Genomic DNA, 18,942 nt, shown 5'->3' with positions numbered 1-18,942 from the left:
GCGTTTTTTATGGCCCGTAATGTATGTGTGACAGGCACAAAAAAACCGGCCGGAGCCGGTTTTTTTTGTTCACCGCAATTACTGTTTCGGTGCCTGCGGGTCGGTATCGTACTCAGAACAGGTCTGGTAACCAGAGTTCAGTACGTGACCTGTTTCGTCCAGCGCGACGAAATAGGTTTCGGTTTTGCCGTTGCGGCTGCCCAGAATATAGGTCTGGCAGGTGCCGCGCGCGTGGATCATGGTCACTTCAGAAGAAGGTTTACCCGCAATCTGCATGACCTGCTGACGGCTCATGCCTTTTTTCACATCTTTAACCACCGGCTGGGTAAACTGATCGGCGGTACGATCGTAAGCCGTACACCCTGCCAGCATGGTCATCACTGCCGCTGCACCCAGAAATCCTGCAAACTTCTTGTTCATTGTGTCATCCTCTTTTTTTCAGCGTGTGCAGATAAGCCTGGAATATAAAATAACATTTTTCAACTCGTTACCCGAAACACACAGAAATTAAGAGTATTCCTCGCAGGCCTTTTGCCTGCCTAAAAACCGCGAGCGCCCCGCACGACGGCGGCAGAGCGGCGACAACTTGTCGTTTTGCTCACAACGGGTTAGCTTTAACAGATAACCATTTCAATGCCTGCGCGTTGCGGGCGAACCAGACTGGAGGGGTAAATGGCATTACAACAAGAAATTATTCAGGCGCTTGGGGTAAAACCACAGATTGACGCAAACGAAGAGATCCGCCGTAGCGTCGATTTTATGAAGGCTTATCTGAAAGCCTATCCGTTTCTGAAAACCCTGGTGCTTGGCATCAGTGGCGGTCAGGATTCCACCCTTGCGGGCAAACTAAGCCAGCTTGCCATCACGGAACTGCGTGACGAAACGGGCGATCAGAGCTACCAGTTTATCGCGGTGCGCCTGCCTTTCGGCGTACAGTTTGATGAAAAAGACTGCCAAGACGCGCTGGCCTTCATCCAGCCGGATAAAGTGCTGACGGTCAACATTAAAGAGTCGGTACTGGCGAGCGAAAAAGCACTGCGCGAGGCAGGAATCGAACTGAGCGATTTTGTTCGCGGTAATGAGAAAGCGCGCGAGCGTATGAAAGCCCAGTACAGCATCGCCGGGATGACCAAAGGCGTGGTGGTGGGCACTGACCATGCTGCCGAAGCCGTAACCGGCTTTTACACAAAATATGGCGATGGCGGCACTGACATCAACCCCCTGTTCCGCCTGAATAAACGTCAGGGCAAACAGCTGCTAAAAACACTGGGCTGCCCGGAACATCTTTACCTGAAAGTGCCGACCGCCGATCTGGAAGACGATCGTCCGTCGCTCCCGGACGAAGTGGCGCTGGGCGTCACCTATGACAACATTGATGATTACCTGGAAGGTAAACCTGTCGATGAAAAAATCAGCCAAATCATCGACGGCTGGTATGTCAAAACCGAACACAAACGTCGTCCACCCATCACTGTTTTCGACGATTTCTGGAAACAGTAATCGCCCGGATACATCCCCGGCTCGCCGGGGATGTAGCGCCGCCCCGCTTTCTTGTCGTTTTTCTTTTGCGCGACAGCGCATTTTTCACGGATGACGTATGTCAGTTTCAACGCAGCGCGCCACGCTGCCAGGCCTTGCGGCCATTGTGCTCTGGAGCACCTCTGTCGGCCTGTTTCGCAGCATCAGCGAAGCGTTTGGCCCGGTGGGCGGCGCAGCGCTCATCTACACCGTCAGTTCTCTTTGTCTGATGGTCTCCCCGGGTTTGATACACCCGAAACGCCTGCCACGCCGCTATCTGCTTATCGGCGGGGCCCTGTTTGTCGGTTATGAAATCTGCCTGGCGCTGGCGATAGGCCTTGCGCACACCCGCGCGCAGTCGCTGGAACTGGGCATGATTAACTATCTCTGGCCGAGCCTGACGGTGCTACTGGCCGTGCTGATTAACGGCCAGCGTTGCCGCGTCTGGCTATGGCCGGGCCTGCTGCTGGCGGTAGCGGGCGTGTTTCAGGTTCTCAAAGGCGATGGCGACTGGTCGCCTGCCCAGCTCTGGCTCAACGTGCAGGATAATCCGACCGCGTATGCGCTCGCCTTCAGCGCCGCCATCGTCTGGGCGTTTTACTGTAACCTCACGCGCCGCTGGAGCAACGGCCAGAATGGCGTGGCGCTCTTTTTCTGCGCCACTGCCGCGGCGCTTTGGCTGAAATATTTCCTCGCACCGCAGCCGCCGATGCAGCTCTCCGTCTGGGCTGTCGCGCAACTACTCTTTATGGGATTGTCCACCGCCACGGCTTATGCCGCGTGGAACTACAGCCTTCAGCACGGCAATATGACGCTGCTTGCCACTGCCTCTTACTTCACACCCGTGCTCTCGGCGCTGCTGGCGAGCCTGTGGCTTGGCCTCGCGCCGGGTATCGCCTTCTGGCAGGGCGTGGCGATGGTCGTGGCAGGCTCCCTGCTCTGCTGGCTCGCGACACGTAAGCTGAACTGAAGATGATGCTTTTTCAACCACACATTCCCTGATAGACTGGATAAGTAAACAGTATTCAGGAGAGTGATGTGGTAAGGCGTACTGGCGCGCCGCGGCTGGAGTTTGAAAAAGCGGCAATTTATGAATATCCCGAACATCTGCGTCCGTGGCTCGACGATTTGCCAAAACACCCTGGCGTGTATGTCTTTCATGGCGAAAGCGAAACCATGCCGCTGTATATCGGCAAGAGCGTCAACATTCGCAGCCGGGTGCTCTCGCACCTGCGCACGCCCGACGAAGCCTCAATGCTGCGCCAGTCGCGGCGCATCACGTTTATCCGCACCGCGGGTGAAATTGGCGCACTGCTGCTGGAGGCCCAGATGATTAAAGAGCAGCAGCCGCTGTTCAATAAACGCCTGCGTCGCAACCGGCAGCTTTGTTCGCTGCAACTGAAAGGCGAAAAACCCGAGGTGGTATACGCGCGCGATGTCGATTTCTCGCACCAGCCGGGGCTGTATGGTCTGTTTTCGAGCCGTCGGGCGGCACTCGGCACACTACAGTCGATAGCCGATGAACAACAGCTCTGCTACGGCCTGCTTGGGCTGGAATCGGTCCGGCCAGGGCGTGCCTGTTTCCGCTCGGCGCTCAAGCGCTGCGCGGGGGCCTGTTGCGGTAAAGAACCGCTCGACGACCACAACGCCCGTTTAATGGACGCGCTGGACAGAATGCGGGTGATCTGCTGGCCATGGAACGGGCCGGTGGGTCTGCGGGAAACGTTTGGCGAGATGACCCAGTACCATATCATCCATAACTGGTACTGGTTAGGCTCGGTCGAATCGTTAAGTGACGTGGCGAAAATCTCACGCGCGCCGCAAGGCTTTGACAACGATGGCTATCGTATTCTCTGCAAACCGCTCATCAGCGGCGAGCACGAGATTATCGAAATCGGCGGCAGCGCGCGCCTGGGCTAAAGATACGTAATTTCGCTAAACAGCAGTTGCCCTTCGGTTTTCAGCAACCGAAGGGTATGCATCCCTTCCTGCCACCATGCCCCTTGCTCGGCTGTCAGCAGTTTATCGTTAAGCTGCCAGGCACCGCTCAGCACATAAACAATCCCGCCGCGTGCGTTGCGGGTGGTAAACGTGCGGTCCGCAACGCGCACCTGCGCACGGCAGCGATCGCGTCGGGTCATCAGATTGAAATCAAGCGACATGCGCCCGTCAGTGAGCTCAGCACGCACCGGATGCTCGCCCGCAAAGGTAAAGGGCTGGTGACGCTTTAACGTATGGCGAAACCCGCCGCCGCTGTGGAGCGTCACTTCGCCGCCGTCCAGTAGCATCACTACACGGTCAACCTGCGGCACAACATTGAATTCGCCGTTACTGGCAAGCGAGGCGATACTGGCGCGCCAGTTGAAATCCCGGGTCGGCGGAAAGCAGCAGATCTCGCGGGTTTCGCCTGCGCCGTTACGCCACAGGTTCACCGGCATTTTTTTGACGTCGAAAAATTCCATCCCCACTCCTGGAAAAACGCATGGTGCGCAAAACGTCGCAGACGGGCTGCGGCGCAAAAATTATCGGTATAGTTTCACTGGCATCGTTATCGGCAACGCCAGAGGATTGCTGTAGCGGATCCTTAAACGGCACTCGTGCGGAACAGCGCAGCGGCATGAGAATGATAACCAACAGAAATTACGTGGCAAGAGGCGCGGGAAAAGAAAAACCGCCGGTTCTGGCCTGCGCCCCTAAGGGAACTGGACAAAACCGGCGGTCTTAAGCAGTGTCAGAAATTATTCTGAATCTGCAGGCATTTTACCTTCAGGAGCAGGACGTTCTGTCAGACGCTTCTCAAAATTGGCATTAAACTGCTTTTTCTGCTCAGGCGTCAGTACGTTATAGATTTTGTTCTGGGTTTCCATATGGGCAAGCATACGGGCTTTACGCTGGTCATCCATTTTGTCTATCTGGGCCTGCGCTTTGTCTTTATCGAAGCTGTCGCTTGCGATCAGCGCATGCATTGCACGACGTTCATCCAGCGACGGGCGCTCGAATTTTTCACGCTCGGCTTTACGGATGTCGCGGATCTGTTGTTTTTGCGCATCGGTAAGGTTCAGGCCCTGGAACATCATATCGTGATGCGGTCCGCGCGGACCTTTATGCTGCATCATTGGCTTGCCGTTCGCATCAGGCGCCGGGGCGTCCGCCGCATGCGCCAGGTTTGCCGCGCCGAGAGCCAGTGTGGAAGCAACGAAGATAGCCGTTAATTTACGCATAATGTTGTCCTTACTTTCAGTTAATTCAGCAACAGGTTGTCGCCTTGACGAGATTAATTCTACGGGCAGATTCGTCAATAAGTCAGAGTCTGAGTAAAACAGTGAAAGCATAAAAAACAAAGATTGTGCGATTATGGAGGAAATAAGGAAAAAGAAAGGATAACGTTTTTAAGATATTACAATGCATTGATTATGAAGATTTATTGAGCGCAGTATAAAGGCACCACGCTGCAAATAAAAGCAAACCGCTAAGAATTTTCCGCATTATTTCTACGGCCCCATACGGAGCCGTAAATTATTTTATTTCTTTCAGCATTAATCCTGCCCGCAACCCCAGCGCGACGGACGGGTTAGGAAATAACACACGTTCATTTTCCTGCGCGTAATAACGCTCATCACCATCTTCAGCCAGCAATGTCCCGGCGTTAAATACCGTGAAATTTTCCGTGTCGCCGGTCATATGCAACACAAAATGCTCACTGCGGCGGGTCAGCTGCTGCGCCACTTCAAAACGACGCGGCGCAATGTCGCTTGCAGGCAGCGGTGAGCCATCAAGCAGCGCCGCGAGCGCCCGCTGGGTCAGCGAAAACCGGCTGAGATCGTTCTGGCCAAACGGCAGCGCTTTACCAAGCTCCAGCGTGCAGCTCAGCGCCGCGAAACGCTCACAGGACAGGTGGCTGAAGGTGCCGCCCGGCGTGCGGTGAAACACCAGCGCCTGTAACCCGGCGTCGCCAAGCCACATCAGAAAATCCTCCGGCCAGGCGCGCGGGCGGGCGGGCAGCACGCCAAAGCGCGGAAAGGCCGATGCGCGAATCGCCGTATGCAGATCCAGATGCCAGCGGATGGCCTCGTCGCCCGCGCTGAAAAATGTCTCCAGCGCTGCCTCAAGCCGCGCGGCGCGCGCGGTTTCCGTACCAGGCTCAGCCGTCTGCCAGCGCCCGCCGAAAAGCCGGTTGAGATCGTAATCGATAAACCGACGACCGGCCCGCAGCGCCGCGGGGTTGCCCAGCACAACTAACAGCCGCCAGACGAGCGGTGTCTCGCCGCGCAGTAGCGGCGCAAGAAGTTCACTGAGCATCTCCACCGGCGCGGTTTCGTTGCCATGAATGCCCGCACTCACCACCAGCGCGCCACGCGTCGGGCCTGCCGGCGTAAGCTGCATAACGCCTTCTTCCAGCCATTCAAGCCGCACCGGCCCACGCTGGCAACGCTGTACAGGCGGTGCTTCGCCTGCGAGTGTTCGCGCGATAAAATCTTCCACCCAAGGCTCCTTACTGCTGGAACGGATAAACGCTGCCAAGATCAAGCAGACGCGTCAGCGCATCAAGCGCCTCGCGCCCTTCTCGCAGCAATTGCGGATCGACTAAATCCTCCTGCGTCAGCCGGTCACGGTAGTGACGATCGACCCAGGCGTTGAGCCGCGTAAAGAGAGTCTCATTCATCATGACCGCCGGGTTCACGGCCTGACGTTCGGCATCGGTCAGCACGACGCGCAGGCGCAGGCACGCCGGGCCGCCGCCGTTCGCCATGCTTTCGCGCAGGTCAAAAACATTCAGTTCGCTGATGGGGTTATCCGCTGCCAGCAACTGGTTCAGATAACGCCATACGCCCTCGTGGCGGCGTGATTCCTCCGGCAATACCAGCACCATCGAGCCGTCATCGCGGCTTAGCAACTGGCTATTAAAAAGATACGTTTCAACCGCGTCCTGCACCGAGACGTCGTTTTCGGGCACGACCAGCGGCGTGAAGCCCGGCACTTTCGCGGCGAGTTGCTCAAGCAGCGCCTGCTGATGCAAAAACGCGTGCTGATGGCAAAACAGAACCTGACGGTTTGATACCGCAATCACGTCGTTGTGAAAAACCCCCTGGTCAATCACCGCCGGGTTTTGCTGGGCGAAGATAACGCGATCGGGTTCGACCTGATTGAGCCGCGCGACGGCCTGCGAGGCCTCCAGCGTCTGGCGGGCCGGGTAACGCGCCGGGATTAGCGCCCCGCTCTCTTCGCGACCGTAAATAAAAAGCTGCATACCCGGCTCGCCGTAATCGCCACCGAGCCGGTTATGGTTCGCCGCGCCTTCGTCGCCAAACATCGCTACCTGAGGCAGCGCCGGATGCACGATAAAGCGCGATTCATCGCGAAAAATCGCGCGCAGCAGACGCTCGGTTCCGGGCGCCTCGCTGGCGCGATGGAATTTGTTGTTCAGGTTTGCGACCGTCAGATGCACCTTGCCATCAAGCGTGTCGGCAGACGGCGAAACGGTCGCCGCATTCGCCACCCACATTGAGGAAGCGGAGCTGGCGGCAGAAAGCAGATGCGGGGCTGCACGCCAGGCTTTCTCCAGCACCTGCTCATCACGTCCGGTGAACCCAATCTGGCGCAGCGCGGCCAGATTCGGGCGCTCCTGCGGCGGGATCACGGCCTGCGCAAAGCCCGCGTCCGCCAGCGCTTTCATCTTGGCCAGGCCCTGCTTCGCCGCAAGCTTCGGGTTAGAGACCTGAAAACGGTGTTTTGTCGAGGCTTCGTTACCGAATGACAGCCCCGCATAGTGGTGGGTTAACCCCACCAGTCCATCAAAGTTGACTTCGCGTGCTTTCATGCCTGCTCCTTCGCGCCAAAATCGAGCCCCGGGTTCAATGTCTGGGGCAGAGCGAACCTCGGGCTTTCAAGCGACGCCATCGGCCAGGCGCAGTAATCTGCCGCATACCAGGCGCTGGCGCGATGGTTGCCCGAAGTACCCACACCGCCAAACGGCGCCGTACTGGCCGCCCCCGTCAGCGGTTTGTTCCAGTTCACAATGCCTGCACGCGCTTCCAGCAGGAGCTGGTCAAACTTTTCGCGCACCGGTGAGATAAGCCCACAGGAGAGGCCGTAACGCGTGGCGTTAGCCAGCGCGATGGCCTCCTGATAGTCATCATAGCGCCAGACGCCCAGCAGCGGCCCGAAGACTTCTTCATCCGGCACCTCCGCCACGCCGGTCAGTTCGACAATGCCTGGCGTCAGGAGCGAACTGCCCGCCTGCACCAGCGACGGCGTTAACAGCGCGTTGCCGCCACGCGTCAGATGGCCCTGCCACGCCTCCAGCACCCGCTCCGCTGCCTGTGCGCTGATAAGCCCACCCATGAACGGTTGCGGTTCGGCATCCCACGCGCCAGGGCGCAGACGTGCTGCCACCTCGACCAACCGCGCAAGGAAGGCATCGCCCGCCGCGCCACGCTTCACCAGCAGACGGCGTGCGCAGGTACAGCGCTGGCCCGCGGTGATAAACGCCGACTGAATAGTCAGATGTACTGCGCCATCAATGTCATCCGGATCCTCAACAATGAGCGGGTTATTGCCGCCCATTTCCAGCGCCAGGATTTTCTCCGGCTGTCCGGCGAGCTGACGGTGCAGTTGATAGCCCGTGTTAGCGCTGCCGGTAAACAGTAAACCATCGATATCCGGCTGCGCCGACAGCGCCTGGCCTGTCGCGCGTGCGCCCTGCACCAGATTCAGCACGCCTGCGGGCAGGCCCGCTTTCTCCCAGAGCTTGATTACGGCTTCGCCGGTATGGGGCGTCAGTTCGCTTGGTTTAAACACCAGCGTATTGCCCGCGAGGAGCGCCGGGACAATATGCCCGTTCGGCAGATGACCGGGGAAGTTATACGGCCCGAATACCGCCAGCACGCCATGCGGGCGATGGCGCAGCGTGGCCGCGCCGTCCGGCATCGGCGTGTGCTGCTCACCGGTGCGAGTCTGGTAGGCCTTGAGCGAAATCCCCACTTTATTGATCATCGCCGTAACTTCGGTGGCTGCTTCCCAGCGGGGTTTGCTGGTTTCCTGCGCGATGATACGGGTCAGTTCAGCTTTGTTTTCTTCCAGCAGGGCTGCAAAACGCTCAGCCAGCGCCTGACGCTCGGCAAACGGACGCTTCGCCCAGGCCGGAAACGCCGCGCGGGCCGCGGCGCACGCCGCGTTGACCTGGGCATCATCAGCCGCCCGCCCCTGCCAGAGCCGCTCACCACCGACCGGATTGTGTTTTTCCAGCACCTCGCCCTGCCCCGTTATCCACTCACCGTTAATCCATAGACTCATACTTTTTTCTCCTCAGGGCACAGGCGCACCAGGCGAACCTGGTCGCCATGCTGGCATTTCAGGGCTTCAAGCGTGGCGGCGTCCAGAATGAGCCTGTCGGCGTCAGGTCTGGCGCGAATAAGCATCACGCGGAAATGGTCATAGCTTTCGTTCGCGACCATACAGGCAGGCAGATCATCGCCGGTCGCTGGCTGGCCTTCCGCCACTTCAACCAGGCGGCTTTTGCGGATGGCACGTACGCGGTCGATATCGCATTCAAGCGTCGGGCCGCCGTCAAAGATGTCCACATAGTTGCGGTAACGGAATCCTTCGGCCTCCAGTACAGCGCGCGCCGGCGCAGTGTCTTTATGGACCTGGCCAATCACGCTCTGCGCCTCTTCGGAAAGAAACTGGGTGTAGATGGGATGTTTTGGCATCAGCTCGGCGATAAACGCCTTCTGGCCGGTGCCGCACAGGTAATCGGCGCGGCTGAACTCCATTGAGAAAAAGCGCTGACCAAGGCTTTCCCAGAACGGCGAATAACCATGCTCGTCGATCACCCCGCGCATTTCAGCCACCACTTTTTCATTAAAACGGTCGCGAAACGCGGCCATGAACATAAACCGGGATTTAGAGAGCAGATAGCCGTTGCCGTTTTTGCGCCAGTCCGGGTCAAGAAACAGCGTGCACAGCTCACTGCTGCCGGTGTGATCGTTACTGAGAAAGAGCGTCGGCAGCGCGTTATAGACATTCAGCTCTTTCGAGGCGTGCACCAGCGTGCCGACGCGGTAGTTATACCAGGGTTCGCTGAGGCCGACGGCCACTTCGATGGCGCAGATCCCGGCAACTGTACGGCTGTCGGTATCTTCAAGCACGAAGACATAGCCCTGATCGCCAGGCTCCAGTGCATTACGCCAGGTCTGTAACGAACGCTCGACGCGCGCGCTCAGCGTTTTTTCATCCACTGGCAGTGAGGTCAGCCCGCCGCCGGTTTTTGCGGCAAGCTTTAACAGCGCCGGCACGTCGTCATGCGTAACGGGGCGAATGACCATCATGATGCGCCCTCCTTAAGCCAGTTTTCGCAGGCGCGCGCCACGCGGCCAAGCCCGGTTTCAATTTCCTGATGGCTGATGTTGAGCGCAGGCGCAAAGCGCAGCACATTGGCGCCCGCAATCAATACCATCGCGCCTTCCTGTGCCGCCGCGAGCGAAATCGCCTTCGCTTTACCGGCGTACTCGTCTTTCAGCACACAGCCAAGCAGCAGGCCCAGACCGCGGATCTCTTTAAACAGGCCGAGTCGCTGGTTAATGGCGTTGAGCTGTTCGACCAGCGCATCGTGGCGGGCTTTCACACCCTCCAGCATCTCTGGCGTGTTAACGAGATCCAGCACTTCACCCGCCACCGCACTGGCCAGCGGGTTGCCGCCGTATGTGGTGCCGTGGGTGCCGACACCCATTACCGCCGCGCAGCGCTCGGTGGTTAGCATCGCGCCAATCGGGAAACCGCCGCCCAGCGCTTTGGCGGTCGAGAGCACATCCGGTGTCACGCCATAGTGCATGTAGGCATAGAGCGAACCGGTGCGCCCGACGCCGGTCTGAACTTCATCGAAAATCAGCAGCGCGTTATGACGATCGCAAAGCTCGCGCAACCCCTGCAGGAAGGCTTTATCGGCAGGCACCACGCCCCCTTCGCCCTGCACCGGCTCGACAATCACCGCGCAGGTGTCGTCATTAATCAGCGCAGCGGCGGAATCGAGATCGTTAAACGCGGCATGGCTGATTTGCGGCGGCAGCGGTGCAAAATCCTGAGAGTAAGATGGCTGACCGCCCGCCGATACGGTAAACAGCGTGCGGCCGTGAAAGGCATTTTTGAAGGCGACAATGCCGCTTTTCTGCGGTCCGTAATGGTCGTGAGCATATTTGCGGGCGAGTTTTAGTGCCGCTTCGTTAGCTTCCGCGCCGGAGTTACAGAAAAAGACGCGGTCAGCGAAGGTTGCGTCAATCAACCGTTTGGCGAGACGCAGCACCGGTTCGTTGGTGTAGCCGTTGCCGGTATGCCAGATTTTCGCCGCCTGGGTTTCCAGCGCCTGGCGCAGTTTCGGATGCGCATGTCCGAGCGCGTTTACCGCGATGCCGCCGGCGAAATCGATATACTCTTTGCCTTCCTGATCCCAGAGCGTAGACCCCTCAGCCCGCACAGGAATAAACGCTGCCGGGGCGTAAACGGGGATCATCCACTCATCAAAGTTCTGGCGGGTAATTGACTGCGACATAGCGACCTCGTCCGGTAAAAAAATGGTTGTTTATTTGTTAATGAAATGATTCATTTGCGCTCTTACTGTAGATTGCACGCTTCATGCCAGCCAGCGAAGAAAATGCATACCCGGGAGGGAAAAACTATAAATCAATAGGTTACGCGCCTTCTCTATTCACTTTTAATGCATAAAAAGTGAATACTTTTAAGCGAAAACGGCTCTGGTGGTAAAAAAACTCGCACTATTATGCATTGATAAAATATTGTTCTGGATTTGTGATCGTAGCCGGGATTTGTCGTGAAAATATGCCCCATTTCAGGGCGCAAGCGCTGTTTTAGTGCAGGAAAAGGTGTCATTCATCGCTGGCAGCCATTGGTATAACCGTACCGGGCCGGGAGACGCGCCGCCGTTTTTTCTGATACCATCGCGCCACTCTTGTTTATCCAGTGTGTTCGCGACTATGAAATTCATCTCTTTTAACATCAATGGCCTGCGCGCCCGCCCTCACCAGCTTGCCGCGCTGGTGGAACAGCATCAGCCGGACGTCATTGGCCTGCAGGAAACCAAAGTCCATGATGATATGTTTCCCCTCGAAGAGGTGGCGAAACTGGGCTACAACGTGTTTTATCACGGCCAGAAAGGCCATTACGGCGTGGCGCTGCTGACCAAAGCGACGCCGGTTGCGGTGCGCCGCGGCTTTCCGGGTGACGATGAAGACGCGCAGCGTCGCATCATCATGGCAGAAATTCCCTCCGCCATTGGCAACATCACGGTGATCAACGGGTACTTCCCGCAGGGCGAAAGCCGCGATCACGCCGTGAAGTTTCCGGCGAAAGCAAAGTTTTACCAGGATCTGCAACAGTATCTGGAAACCGTGCTCACCAAAGACAACCCGGTGCTTATCATGGGCGATATGAATATCAGCCCCGCCGATCTGGATATCGGTATTGGTGAAGAGAGCCGCAAACGTTGGCTGCGCACCGGCAAATGTTCTTTCCTGCCGGAAGAGCGGGAATGGATGGGTCGTCTGCTGAACTGGGGCCTGGTGGATACCTTCCGCCACGCGAACCCGGACGCCGCTGACCGTTACTCGTGGTTTGACTACCGCTCGAAAGGGTTTGACGATAATCGCGGGTTGCGTATTGACCTGTTGCTGGCGAGCGCGCCGCTGATGGAGCGTCTGGTGGAAACGGGCATCGATTACGATATCCGCGCCATGGAAAAACCTTCCGATCACGCGCCCGTCTGGGCGACCTTCTCGCTGTAATGCGCATGGCTCCTCCTGCAGGAGGAGCCTTTCGGAGTCATCACTATGCACATGATTGACGTTGTGGCAGCGATTATCGTTCGCGATGGCCGTCTTCTGCTCGCGCAGCGTTCAGCAAAGAGCGATCAAGCGGGGTTGTGGGAGTTTCCTGGCGGCAAAGTTGAAGCTGGCGAAAGCCAGCCGTCGGCACTCGCACGTGAGCTTCTGGAGGAACTGTCGATTGAGGCGCGCATTGGCGCGTATGTCGCAAGCCACACGCGGGAGGTCTCCGGGCGCGTCATTCGGTTACATGCGTGGTGCGTGGAGGATTTCGCGGGCGAGCCGCAGGCGCTGTGTCATAGCGCGCTTGCGTGGTGCGAGCCGCACGAGGCGTTCGGCTATGCGCTCGCCCCGGCGGATATTCCCTTGCTGGAGGCGTTTATGTCCGTACGCGACGCCAGACCAGCGGATTCGTACTGAGCGTTTTCTCATCGCGCTGGCACTGCAGCAGCACGCCATCGGCCTTAATGACCGCCCCTTCCGAGTAGTTCTGATCCTGATAGACGCAGCACTGGATGCATTGCTGTGAACGCTGCCCCCCGGTGTTAAAGACCTCTTCCGGCACATTGACCTGCACATCCGGGCGCAGCCTGTCTGCACCGGCCGGCAGTGTCGCAAGCAGCGCCAGCACTGCGAATAAACTCTGTTTCACTGACACCCTGTTTCCCCTCTTGTTGCGTGATGACGCCGCTGCGCGACGCCTGTTTTCACTCTGGCGCGTCGCGGTTTCCTTTAAAGAGTATCGGCCAGGCGGGCGTAAGGTTTATCCCTGCGTTACTCGGTTGCTGGCTGCGCACCGCTGCGCTTGCGAAACGTCGGCTTTTTGCCGCCCTTCCCCGCGCGCCCTTTTTGCGCCTTCTGTGGCGCGACCAGCCCGCGGAACTGCCGAACCGGCGCACTGCGCGCCTGGTCAATCAGCGTGTAGAGCGTCTGTACCAGCGGCTGCATGAAATCCTGATAGCGACACTGCTTTTCGCTGATTTGGGTGAGTGTCGATTCCCACTGCGCCGTCATATCCGGACGCGCGGCAAGCTCCGGCAGCGCATGGATCAGCGCTTTCCCGGCAGGTGTGGAGTGAATGTAGCGCCCCTGCTTTTCCAGAAAACCGCGCCTGAACAGCAGTTCGATAATACCCGCGCGGGTCGCTTCGGTGCCGAGCCCGTCGGTCGCGCGCAGGATTTTCTTCAGATCTTTATCCTGTACAAAACGTGCGATGCCGGTCATGGCCGAGAGTAACGTGGCGTCGGTGAAGTGGCGTGGTGGCTGCGTCTGGCGCTCAACAACCTCGCCGCGCTCGCACAGCAGTTCATCCCCCTTTGCCACCACCGGCAGCGGCGTGCCGTCGTTCTCTTCATCGCGCTCTTTGGCGCCAAGGAGCGTACGCCAGCCCGCTTCAGCGAGAAAGCGCGCTTTGGCGATGAACTTGCCGCCTGCGATTTCGAGCTCTATCACACATTTACGAAACTGGGCGTCCTGGCAAAACTGCATCAGATACTGACGGGCAATCAGGCCATAAACTTTCGCCTCGCCCTCAGAAAGCGAGACCGACGCGCTGCGCGCCGTCGGGATAATGGCGTGGTGCGCGTCCACTTTTTTATCGTCCCAGCAGCGGTTGCGCCGCGACGGGTCGACCGCAGACCCCGGATTGAGATCCGGCGCGTGCACGCCAATGGCGTTTAACACCGCATGGCGGCCTGCGAAGTGTTCTTCCGGCAGGTAACGGCAGTCGGAGCGCGGATACGTGATGAGTTTGTGGGTTTCGTAGAGCTTCTGGCAGATATCCAGCACCGTCTGGGCGCTTAAGTTGAAGCGTTTGGCCGCCTCAATTTGCAGCGTTGAGAGCGAAAACGGCAGCGGCGCGGCTTCGCTCTCGCGTTTGTCGTTATAGCTTGTGACCCGCGCGGGCTTGCCATCGATGCGTTTGACGACATGTTCCGCCAGCGCACGGTTTAACAATCGACCTTCTTCGTCCTGATGAGGCTCACAGGCTTCGCTCGGCTGCCAGAGCGCGGTAAATCGCTCCTGCGCGGGCGTGACGATATGCGCTTTCACCTCGAAGAAATCTTTGGCGATGAAGTTTTCTATCTCTTCATCTCGCCGCACCACCAGCCCAAGCACTGGCGTCTGGACACGGCCTACCGAGAGCACGCCCTGGTAGCCCGCGTTCTGCCCAAGCAGCGTATAGGCGCGGGTCATGTTAATGCCGTAAAGCCAGTCTGCGCGAGCGCGGGCGAGCGCTGAGGTGCTAAGCGGCACGAACTCACGGTTCTCGCGCAGCTTGTCGATGGCGCGCTCAACCGCCTGCGGGTTGAGATCGTTAATCAGGCAGCGGCGCACCTGCTGGCGTTTCTCCTGGGGCAGTTGCAGGTAGTCGAGTACTTCGTCTACCAGCAGTTGCCCCTCGCGGTCCGGGTCGCCCGCGTGGACCACTTCCTGCGCCTCGCGCAGCAGCTTTTTAATGACGTTAAGCTGCTTTGCGACGGCCGGTTTTGGCTGCAACTGCCATTTGTCCGGCACGATAGGCAGATCGGCGAGATTCCAGCGGCCATAGCGGCTGTCATAGGCGTCCGGCTGGGCCTGCTCCAGCAGATGCCCGACACACCAGGTGACCACCTGACCGTTTCCGCATTCAATAAACCCATCGCCCCGGCGGTGCGGCTTAGGCAACACATCGGCAATGGCACGCCCCAGACTGGGTTTTTCGGCAATAAACAACCGCATCGATCAGCGAATCTCCACCATGGGGCGGCCGCCACGCGCGGTTTTTAGCTCGCCAATGGCGCTGAGCTTAATGCCATGTTGCGCTGCGACGGCCTGAACCTCGGCTTCTGCCGCCGGGTCAACTGCCAGCAACAGACCGCCGGAGGTTTGCGGGTCGCACAGCAGACTGCGCCAGGCGTCCGGCATGTCGCCCATCAGGTGACCATAGCTTGCAAAGTTGCGGCTGGTACCGCCTGGCACCGCGCCCTGCGCGATATAGTCTTCCACGCCCGGCAGTTTCGGCACGGACTCATAACAGAGCTCCGCCTGAAGCCCTGCCCCCTGACACACTTCACTTAAGTGGCCAAGCAGCCCGAAGCCGGTGACGTCGGTCATCGCCCGCACGCCGTTAATTTGCGCAAAATCCGCGCCTGCTTTATTCATGGTGCACATCACTTCAGTGGCAAGGCCCTGATGTTCCGGGCGCAGCAGTGATTTCTTCTCAGCCGTAGTGAGCACACCGATGCCCAGCGGTTTAGTGAGAAAGAGCTTACAACCCGCCTCGGCGGTGCTGTTTTTCTTCACGCGCTCCGTCGGCACAATGCCCGTCACCGCCAGGCCAAAAATCGGCTCCGGCGCGTCGATTGAGTGCCCACCCGCCAGCGCGATGCCCGCCTGCTGGCAGGCGAAGCGCCCACCTTCAACGACGTCGCGGGCGATTTCCGGTGCCAGCGTATTGACCGGCCAGCCGAGGATAGCGATAGCCATAATCGGTTTGCCGCCCATGGCAAAAATATCGCTGATGGCGTTTGTCGCCGCGATGCGGCCAAAATCAAAGGGGTTGTCCACGATCGGCATGAAGAAATCGGTGGTGCTGATAACGCTCGTACCGTTGCCCAGGTCATACACCGCCGCATCGTCGCGGGTTTCGTTGCCGACAAGCAAGTTGGGGTCGATAAACTTCGCCTGATCGCTGTGCAGGATGGTTTCCAGCACTTTCGGGGAAATTTTACAACCGCAACCTGCTCCGTGGCTGTATTGGGTCAGACGAATCGCTTGCTCACTCATGGACCGCTCCTTGTTTGGTCAGAATCAGGTGATCGACATCATTCGATAAATAACGCGCGCTTATGGTAGCGCCTGAAAGGCGGAGTGGTAAGTATGGCTGTCTGAATTGCGCCGCTTTTGCTCACAATCCAGACAGTTTTGCGCGAGGGCTTCAGAAATAACGCACGAAGGGAGCGGTGTCCGGCAGGTTAATGGTGGTGGACGCCTTCAGTTGCGGGGTGCCGAGATAGAGAAAACCGACAATTTGATCCTGCTCGCGGCAGTCAAACGCCTCGCGCACCAGCGGGTTATCGGTAAACGGGCCGCTGCGCCAGATGCCGTTAAAGCCCTGGGCGAGCGCCGCCATCTGCATCGCCATGACCGCGCAACCGGCGCTGACGACTTGCTCCCAGCGCGGCACTTTGTGGTGCTCCTGACAATGGGCGACCACAGTGATGATAAGCGGCGCGCGAAACGGCGCGTTACGGGCTTTATCAACGGCTTTTTCTTCCTGGTTGTCAGCAAGGGCGGCTTTCTCCAGCAGGGCGCTGAAGCGCTCGCGCCCTTCCCCTTCGATAACAAAGAAGCGCCACGGCTGTAGCGTGCCGTGATCCGGGGCGCGCAGGCCCGCATGAAGAATGTTTTCCAGCGCCTCGCCCGTCGGCGCAGGCTCGGCGAGACGCGAGGCGCTGCGGCGGTTGACCAGCATATCTAATGCATCCATCTCAACTCTCCTGTGATGATTTTTAATCATAAAATTAACACAGCGGTATGTTTTGTTACACCCTGCCGGCGTTTCCTGCTGACAAGGCCGCCCGGGGTATTTACACTTTGTCGGCGTCCCGCCTGTAGCGGGAGGTTACGGGGTTCCCCGTTATTCACGGATTAGGGAGAGTAAATGCGTACCCTTTGGCGAATTATTGCCGGATTCTTTAAGTGGACCTGGCGCCTGCTCAACTTCATCAGAGAGCTGGTGATGAATCTGCTGTTTCTTTTGCTGGTGCTGGTGGGCGTCGGTATCTGGATGCAGCTTAACAGCGGCCCGTCGGAGCCGGGGCGCGGCGCCCTGCTGCTCGATATCAGCGGCGTGGTGGTGGATAAACCGTCGGTCAACAATAAGCTTAGCGCGCTTGGCCGCCAGCTTTTTGGCGCAAGCTCTGACCGCCTGCAGGAAAATTCACTCTTTGATATCGTCAACGCGATTCGCCAGGCGAAAGAGGACCGTAACATTACGGGCATCGTGCTGGATCTGAAAGATTTCGCCGGGGCCGATCAGCCCTCGATGCAGTATATCGGTAAGGCGCTGCGCGAATTCCGCGACGCCGGTAAGCCGGTGTACGCCATTGGCGAGAGCTACAGCCAGAGCCAGTATTATCTTGCGAGCTTCGCCAATAAAATTTGGCTCTCGCCGCAGGGCACCGTCGATCTTCACGGTTTCGCCACGAATGGCCTCTATTACAAATCCTTGCTTGATAAGCTCAAAGTGACGACGCACGTCTTCCGCGTCGGGACGTATAAATCCGCCGTCGAACCGTTTATCCGCGACAATATGTCGCCGGAAGCGCGCGAGGCCGACAGCCGCTGGATTGGCGAGCTGTGGCAGAACTATCTCGGCACGCTCGCGGCTAATCGTCAGGTGCCGGCAAGCCAGATTTTCCCGGGTGCCCAGGCGATGATTGAAGGCCTTGAAGCCGCAGGTGGCGATACCGCCAAATATGCGCTCGACCATAAGCTGGTGGATGAGCTGGCGAGCAGCGCAACCATTGATAAAGCGCTGGTGAAACAGTTCGGCTGGAGCGACAAAGACAAAGATTTCCGCGGTGTCAGCATTTACGACTACCCGGTGAATAAACCGTCTGACGAGGGCGGCAGCATCGCTGTGGTGTTCGCGAACGGCGCGATCATGGACGGTCAGGAGACGCCGGGGAACGTTGGCGGCGACACCACGGCCGGGCAGATCCGCGATGCGCGTATCGACCCGAAAGTGAAAGCGATTGTGCTGCGTGTGAACAGCCCTGGCGGCAGCGTGACGGCCTCTGAAACCATCCGTCAGGAGCTGGCGGCCGCGAAAGAAGCCGGTAAACCTGTGGTGGTGTCGATGGGCGGTATGGCGGCCTCGGGCGGCTACTGGATCTCCACGCCTGCGAACTACATTGTGGCGAATCCGAGCACGCTCACTGGCTCTATCGGTATTTTCGGTGTGATCAATACGATGGAAAACAGCCTGGACGCGATTGGCGTGCATACCGATGGTGTGGCGACCTCTGCGCTTGCAGATGTGGCGGTGACCAAAGCGCTGCCGCCGGAAGTGCAAAAACTGATGCAGATAACTATCGAAAACGGCTATCAGCGCTTTATCAACCTGGTCGCGCAGTCGCGTAACAAGACGCCGCAGCAGATTGACCAGATTGCGCAGGGCCACGTCTGGACCGGTGAAGATGCGAAGAACAACGGTCTCGTGGATAGCCTCGGCGACTTCGACGACGCGGTGAAAAAAGCCGCTGAACTGGCGAAGCTGAAAAGCTGGCATCTCGATTTCTATCAGGATGAACCCAGCTTTATCGATATGGTGTTCGCGAACCTGACCGGCTCGGTGCACGCGATGCTGCCGCAGGCGCTTCAGGCGTGGCTCCCTGCGCCGGTCGCTGATGCGGCACTGGCGGCGAAAAAGGAAGGCGATAAGCTTGCCGCCTTTAACGATCCGCAAAATCGGTACGCGTTCTGCCTGACCTGCGGCGACGTGCGCTAACGCGCAGGCCTCGTTTCTGTCACAGCCCGGCTTATGCCGGGCTGATTTTTTTGTCGACCGCCACTATACTGCGCGGGTTTATGCACAACTAAAACC

The 18,942-nt window shown here is 58.4% G+C and carries 18 protein-coding genes; 6 read left to right on the top strand and 12 right to left on the bottom strand.

Annotated elements, in window-relative coordinates; genetic code table 11:
* Positions 1-78 precede the first annotated feature (78 nt).
* Entirely contained in the window at positions 79-420 is a 342-nt protein-coding gene (osmE, locus tag AFK62_RS08345) for an osmotically-inducible lipoprotein OsmE (protein WP_007676306.1), read from the bottom strand.
* 252 nt (positions 421-672) lie between these two features.
* On the opposite strand from osmE, the gene nadE reads away from it, so the two are divergent.
* The 3 genes from nadE (at position 673) to cho (ending at position 3,438) form a co-directional block, all read left to right on the top strand.
* Complete coding sequence (gene nadE, locus AFK62_RS08340) at positions 673-1,500, top strand: ammonia-dependent NAD(+) synthetase (protein ID WP_007676303.1); 828 nt, start codon at positions 673-675, stop codon at positions 1,498-1,500.
* A gap of 97 nt (positions 1,501-1,597) precedes the next feature.
* Complete coding sequence (gene yddG / locus AFK62_RS08335; protein WP_007678130.1) at positions 1,598-2,488, top strand: aromatic amino acid DMT transporter YddG; 891 nt, start codon at positions 1,598-1,600, stop codon at positions 2,486-2,488.
* Between the two features lie 68 nt (positions 2,489-2,556).
* Positions 2,557-3,438, top strand: coding sequence for an excinuclease Cho (gene cho / locus AFK62_RS08330; RefSeq protein WP_007678131.1), 882 nt, complete (start codon positions 2,557-2,559; stop codon positions 3,436-3,438).
* Here cho and ves read toward each other — a convergent pair.
* From ves to astC, 7 genes are all read right to left on the bottom strand, one after another.
* The gene (gene ves, locus AFK62_RS08325) at positions 3,435-3,980 is read right to left on the bottom strand and encodes an environmental stress-induced protein Ves (protein WP_053531841.1); all 546 of its coding nucleotides are present in this window, start codon (positions 3,978-3,980) and stop codon (positions 3,435-3,437) included. The two genes, cho and ves, sit on opposite strands and share 4 nt — an antisense overlap.
* A gap of 276 nt (positions 3,981-4,256) precedes the next feature.
* Complete coding sequence (gene spy / locus AFK62_RS08320) at positions 4,257-4,739, bottom strand: ATP-independent periplasmic protein-refolding chaperone Spy (RefSeq protein ID WP_053531840.1); 483 nt, start codon at positions 4,737-4,739, stop codon at positions 4,257-4,259.
* Between the two features lie 295 nt (positions 4,740-5,034).
* Positions 5,035-6,000, bottom strand: a complete 966-nt coding sequence (astE, locus tag AFK62_RS08315; protein ID WP_007678134.1) for a succinylglutamate desuccinylase — start codon at positions 5,998-6,000, stop codon at positions 5,035-5,037.
* Positions 6,001-6,010: 10 nt separating this feature from the next.
* On the bottom strand, positions 6,011-7,336 hold the full coding sequence (gene astB, locus AFK62_RS08310; protein ID WP_007678138.1) for an N-succinylarginine dihydrolase: 1,326 nt from the start codon (positions 7,334-7,336) through the stop codon (positions 6,011-6,013).
* On the bottom strand, positions 7,333-8,811 hold the full coding sequence (gene astD / locus AFK62_RS08305) for a succinylglutamate-semialdehyde dehydrogenase (protein WP_007678140.1): 1,479 nt from the start codon (positions 8,809-8,811) through the stop codon (positions 7,333-7,335). Before astD ends, astB begins: the two co-directional genes overlap by 4 nt.
* A complete protein-coding gene (gene astA, locus AFK62_RS08300; RefSeq protein WP_007678143.1) occupies positions 8,808-9,845 on the bottom strand; it encodes an arginine N-succinyltransferase in 1,038 nt (345 codons plus the stop codon). The genes astD and astA overlap by 4 nt, the downstream gene beginning before the upstream one ends.
* A complete protein-coding gene (astC, locus tag AFK62_RS08295) occupies positions 9,842-11,062 on the bottom strand; it encodes a succinylornithine/acetylornithine transaminase (protein WP_007678146.1) in 1,221 nt (406 codons plus the stop codon). Before astC ends, astA begins: the two co-directional genes overlap by 4 nt.
* Before the next feature lie 442 nt (positions 11,063-11,504).
* Here astC and xthA point away from each other — a divergent pair, with 442 nt between their 5' ends.
* Positions 11,505-12,311: an exodeoxyribonuclease III gene (xthA, locus tag AFK62_RS08290; RefSeq protein WP_007678159.1), complete on the top strand. Its 807-nt coding sequence runs from the start codon at positions 11,505-11,507 to the stop codon at positions 12,309-12,311.
* Between the two features lie 45 nt (positions 12,312-12,356).
* The gene (locus AFK62_RS08285) at positions 12,357-12,770 is read left to right on the top strand and encodes a pyrimidine (deoxy)nucleoside triphosphate diphosphatase (RefSeq protein WP_007678161.1); all 414 of its coding nucleotides are present in this window, start codon (positions 12,357-12,359) and stop codon (positions 12,768-12,770) included.
* Here AFK62_RS08285 and AFK62_RS08280 read toward each other — a convergent pair.
* From AFK62_RS08280 to AFK62_RS08265, 4 genes are all read right to left on the bottom strand, one after another.
* Complete coding sequence (locus AFK62_RS08280) at positions 12,730-13,008, bottom strand: YnjH family protein (RefSeq protein WP_007678169.1); 279 nt, start codon at positions 13,006-13,008, stop codon at positions 12,730-12,732. The two genes, AFK62_RS08285 and AFK62_RS08280, sit on opposite strands and share 41 nt — an antisense overlap.
* A 116-nt stretch (positions 13,009-13,124) precedes the next feature.
* Positions 13,125-15,071, bottom strand: coding sequence for a DNA topoisomerase III (locus tag AFK62_RS08275; protein ID WP_007678182.1), 1,947 nt, complete (start codon positions 15,069-15,071; stop codon positions 13,125-13,127).
* Positions 15,072-15,074: 3 nt separating this feature from the next.
* On the bottom strand, positions 15,075-16,118 hold the full coding sequence (gene selD, locus AFK62_RS08270) for a selenide, water dikinase SelD (protein WP_007678185.1): 1,044 nt from the start codon (positions 16,116-16,118) through the stop codon (positions 15,075-15,077).
* 151 nt (positions 16,119-16,269) lie between these two features.
* Complete coding sequence (locus AFK62_RS08265) at positions 16,270-16,821, bottom strand: NAD(P)H nitroreductase (RefSeq protein WP_007678188.1); 552 nt, start codon at positions 16,819-16,821, stop codon at positions 16,270-16,272.
* Positions 16,822-16,995: 174 nt separating this feature from the next.
* Between AFK62_RS08265 and sppA the strand changes: the two genes are divergently transcribed.
* Complete coding sequence (sppA, locus tag AFK62_RS08260) at positions 16,996-18,846, top strand: signal peptide peptidase SppA (protein WP_007678190.1); 1,851 nt, start codon at positions 16,996-16,998, stop codon at positions 18,844-18,846.
* Positions 18,847-18,942 lie beyond the last annotated feature (96 nt).

Origin of the sequence: Cronobacter condimenti 1330 (genome assembly GCF_001277255.1) — a bacterium.
Taxonomy (GTDB): domain Bacteria; phylum Pseudomonadota; class Gammaproteobacteria; order Enterobacterales; family Enterobacteriaceae; genus Cronobacter; species Cronobacter condimenti.
Note: the sequence above shows the minus strand (reverse complement) of the source record. Positions and strands in the feature narration are given on the sequence as shown.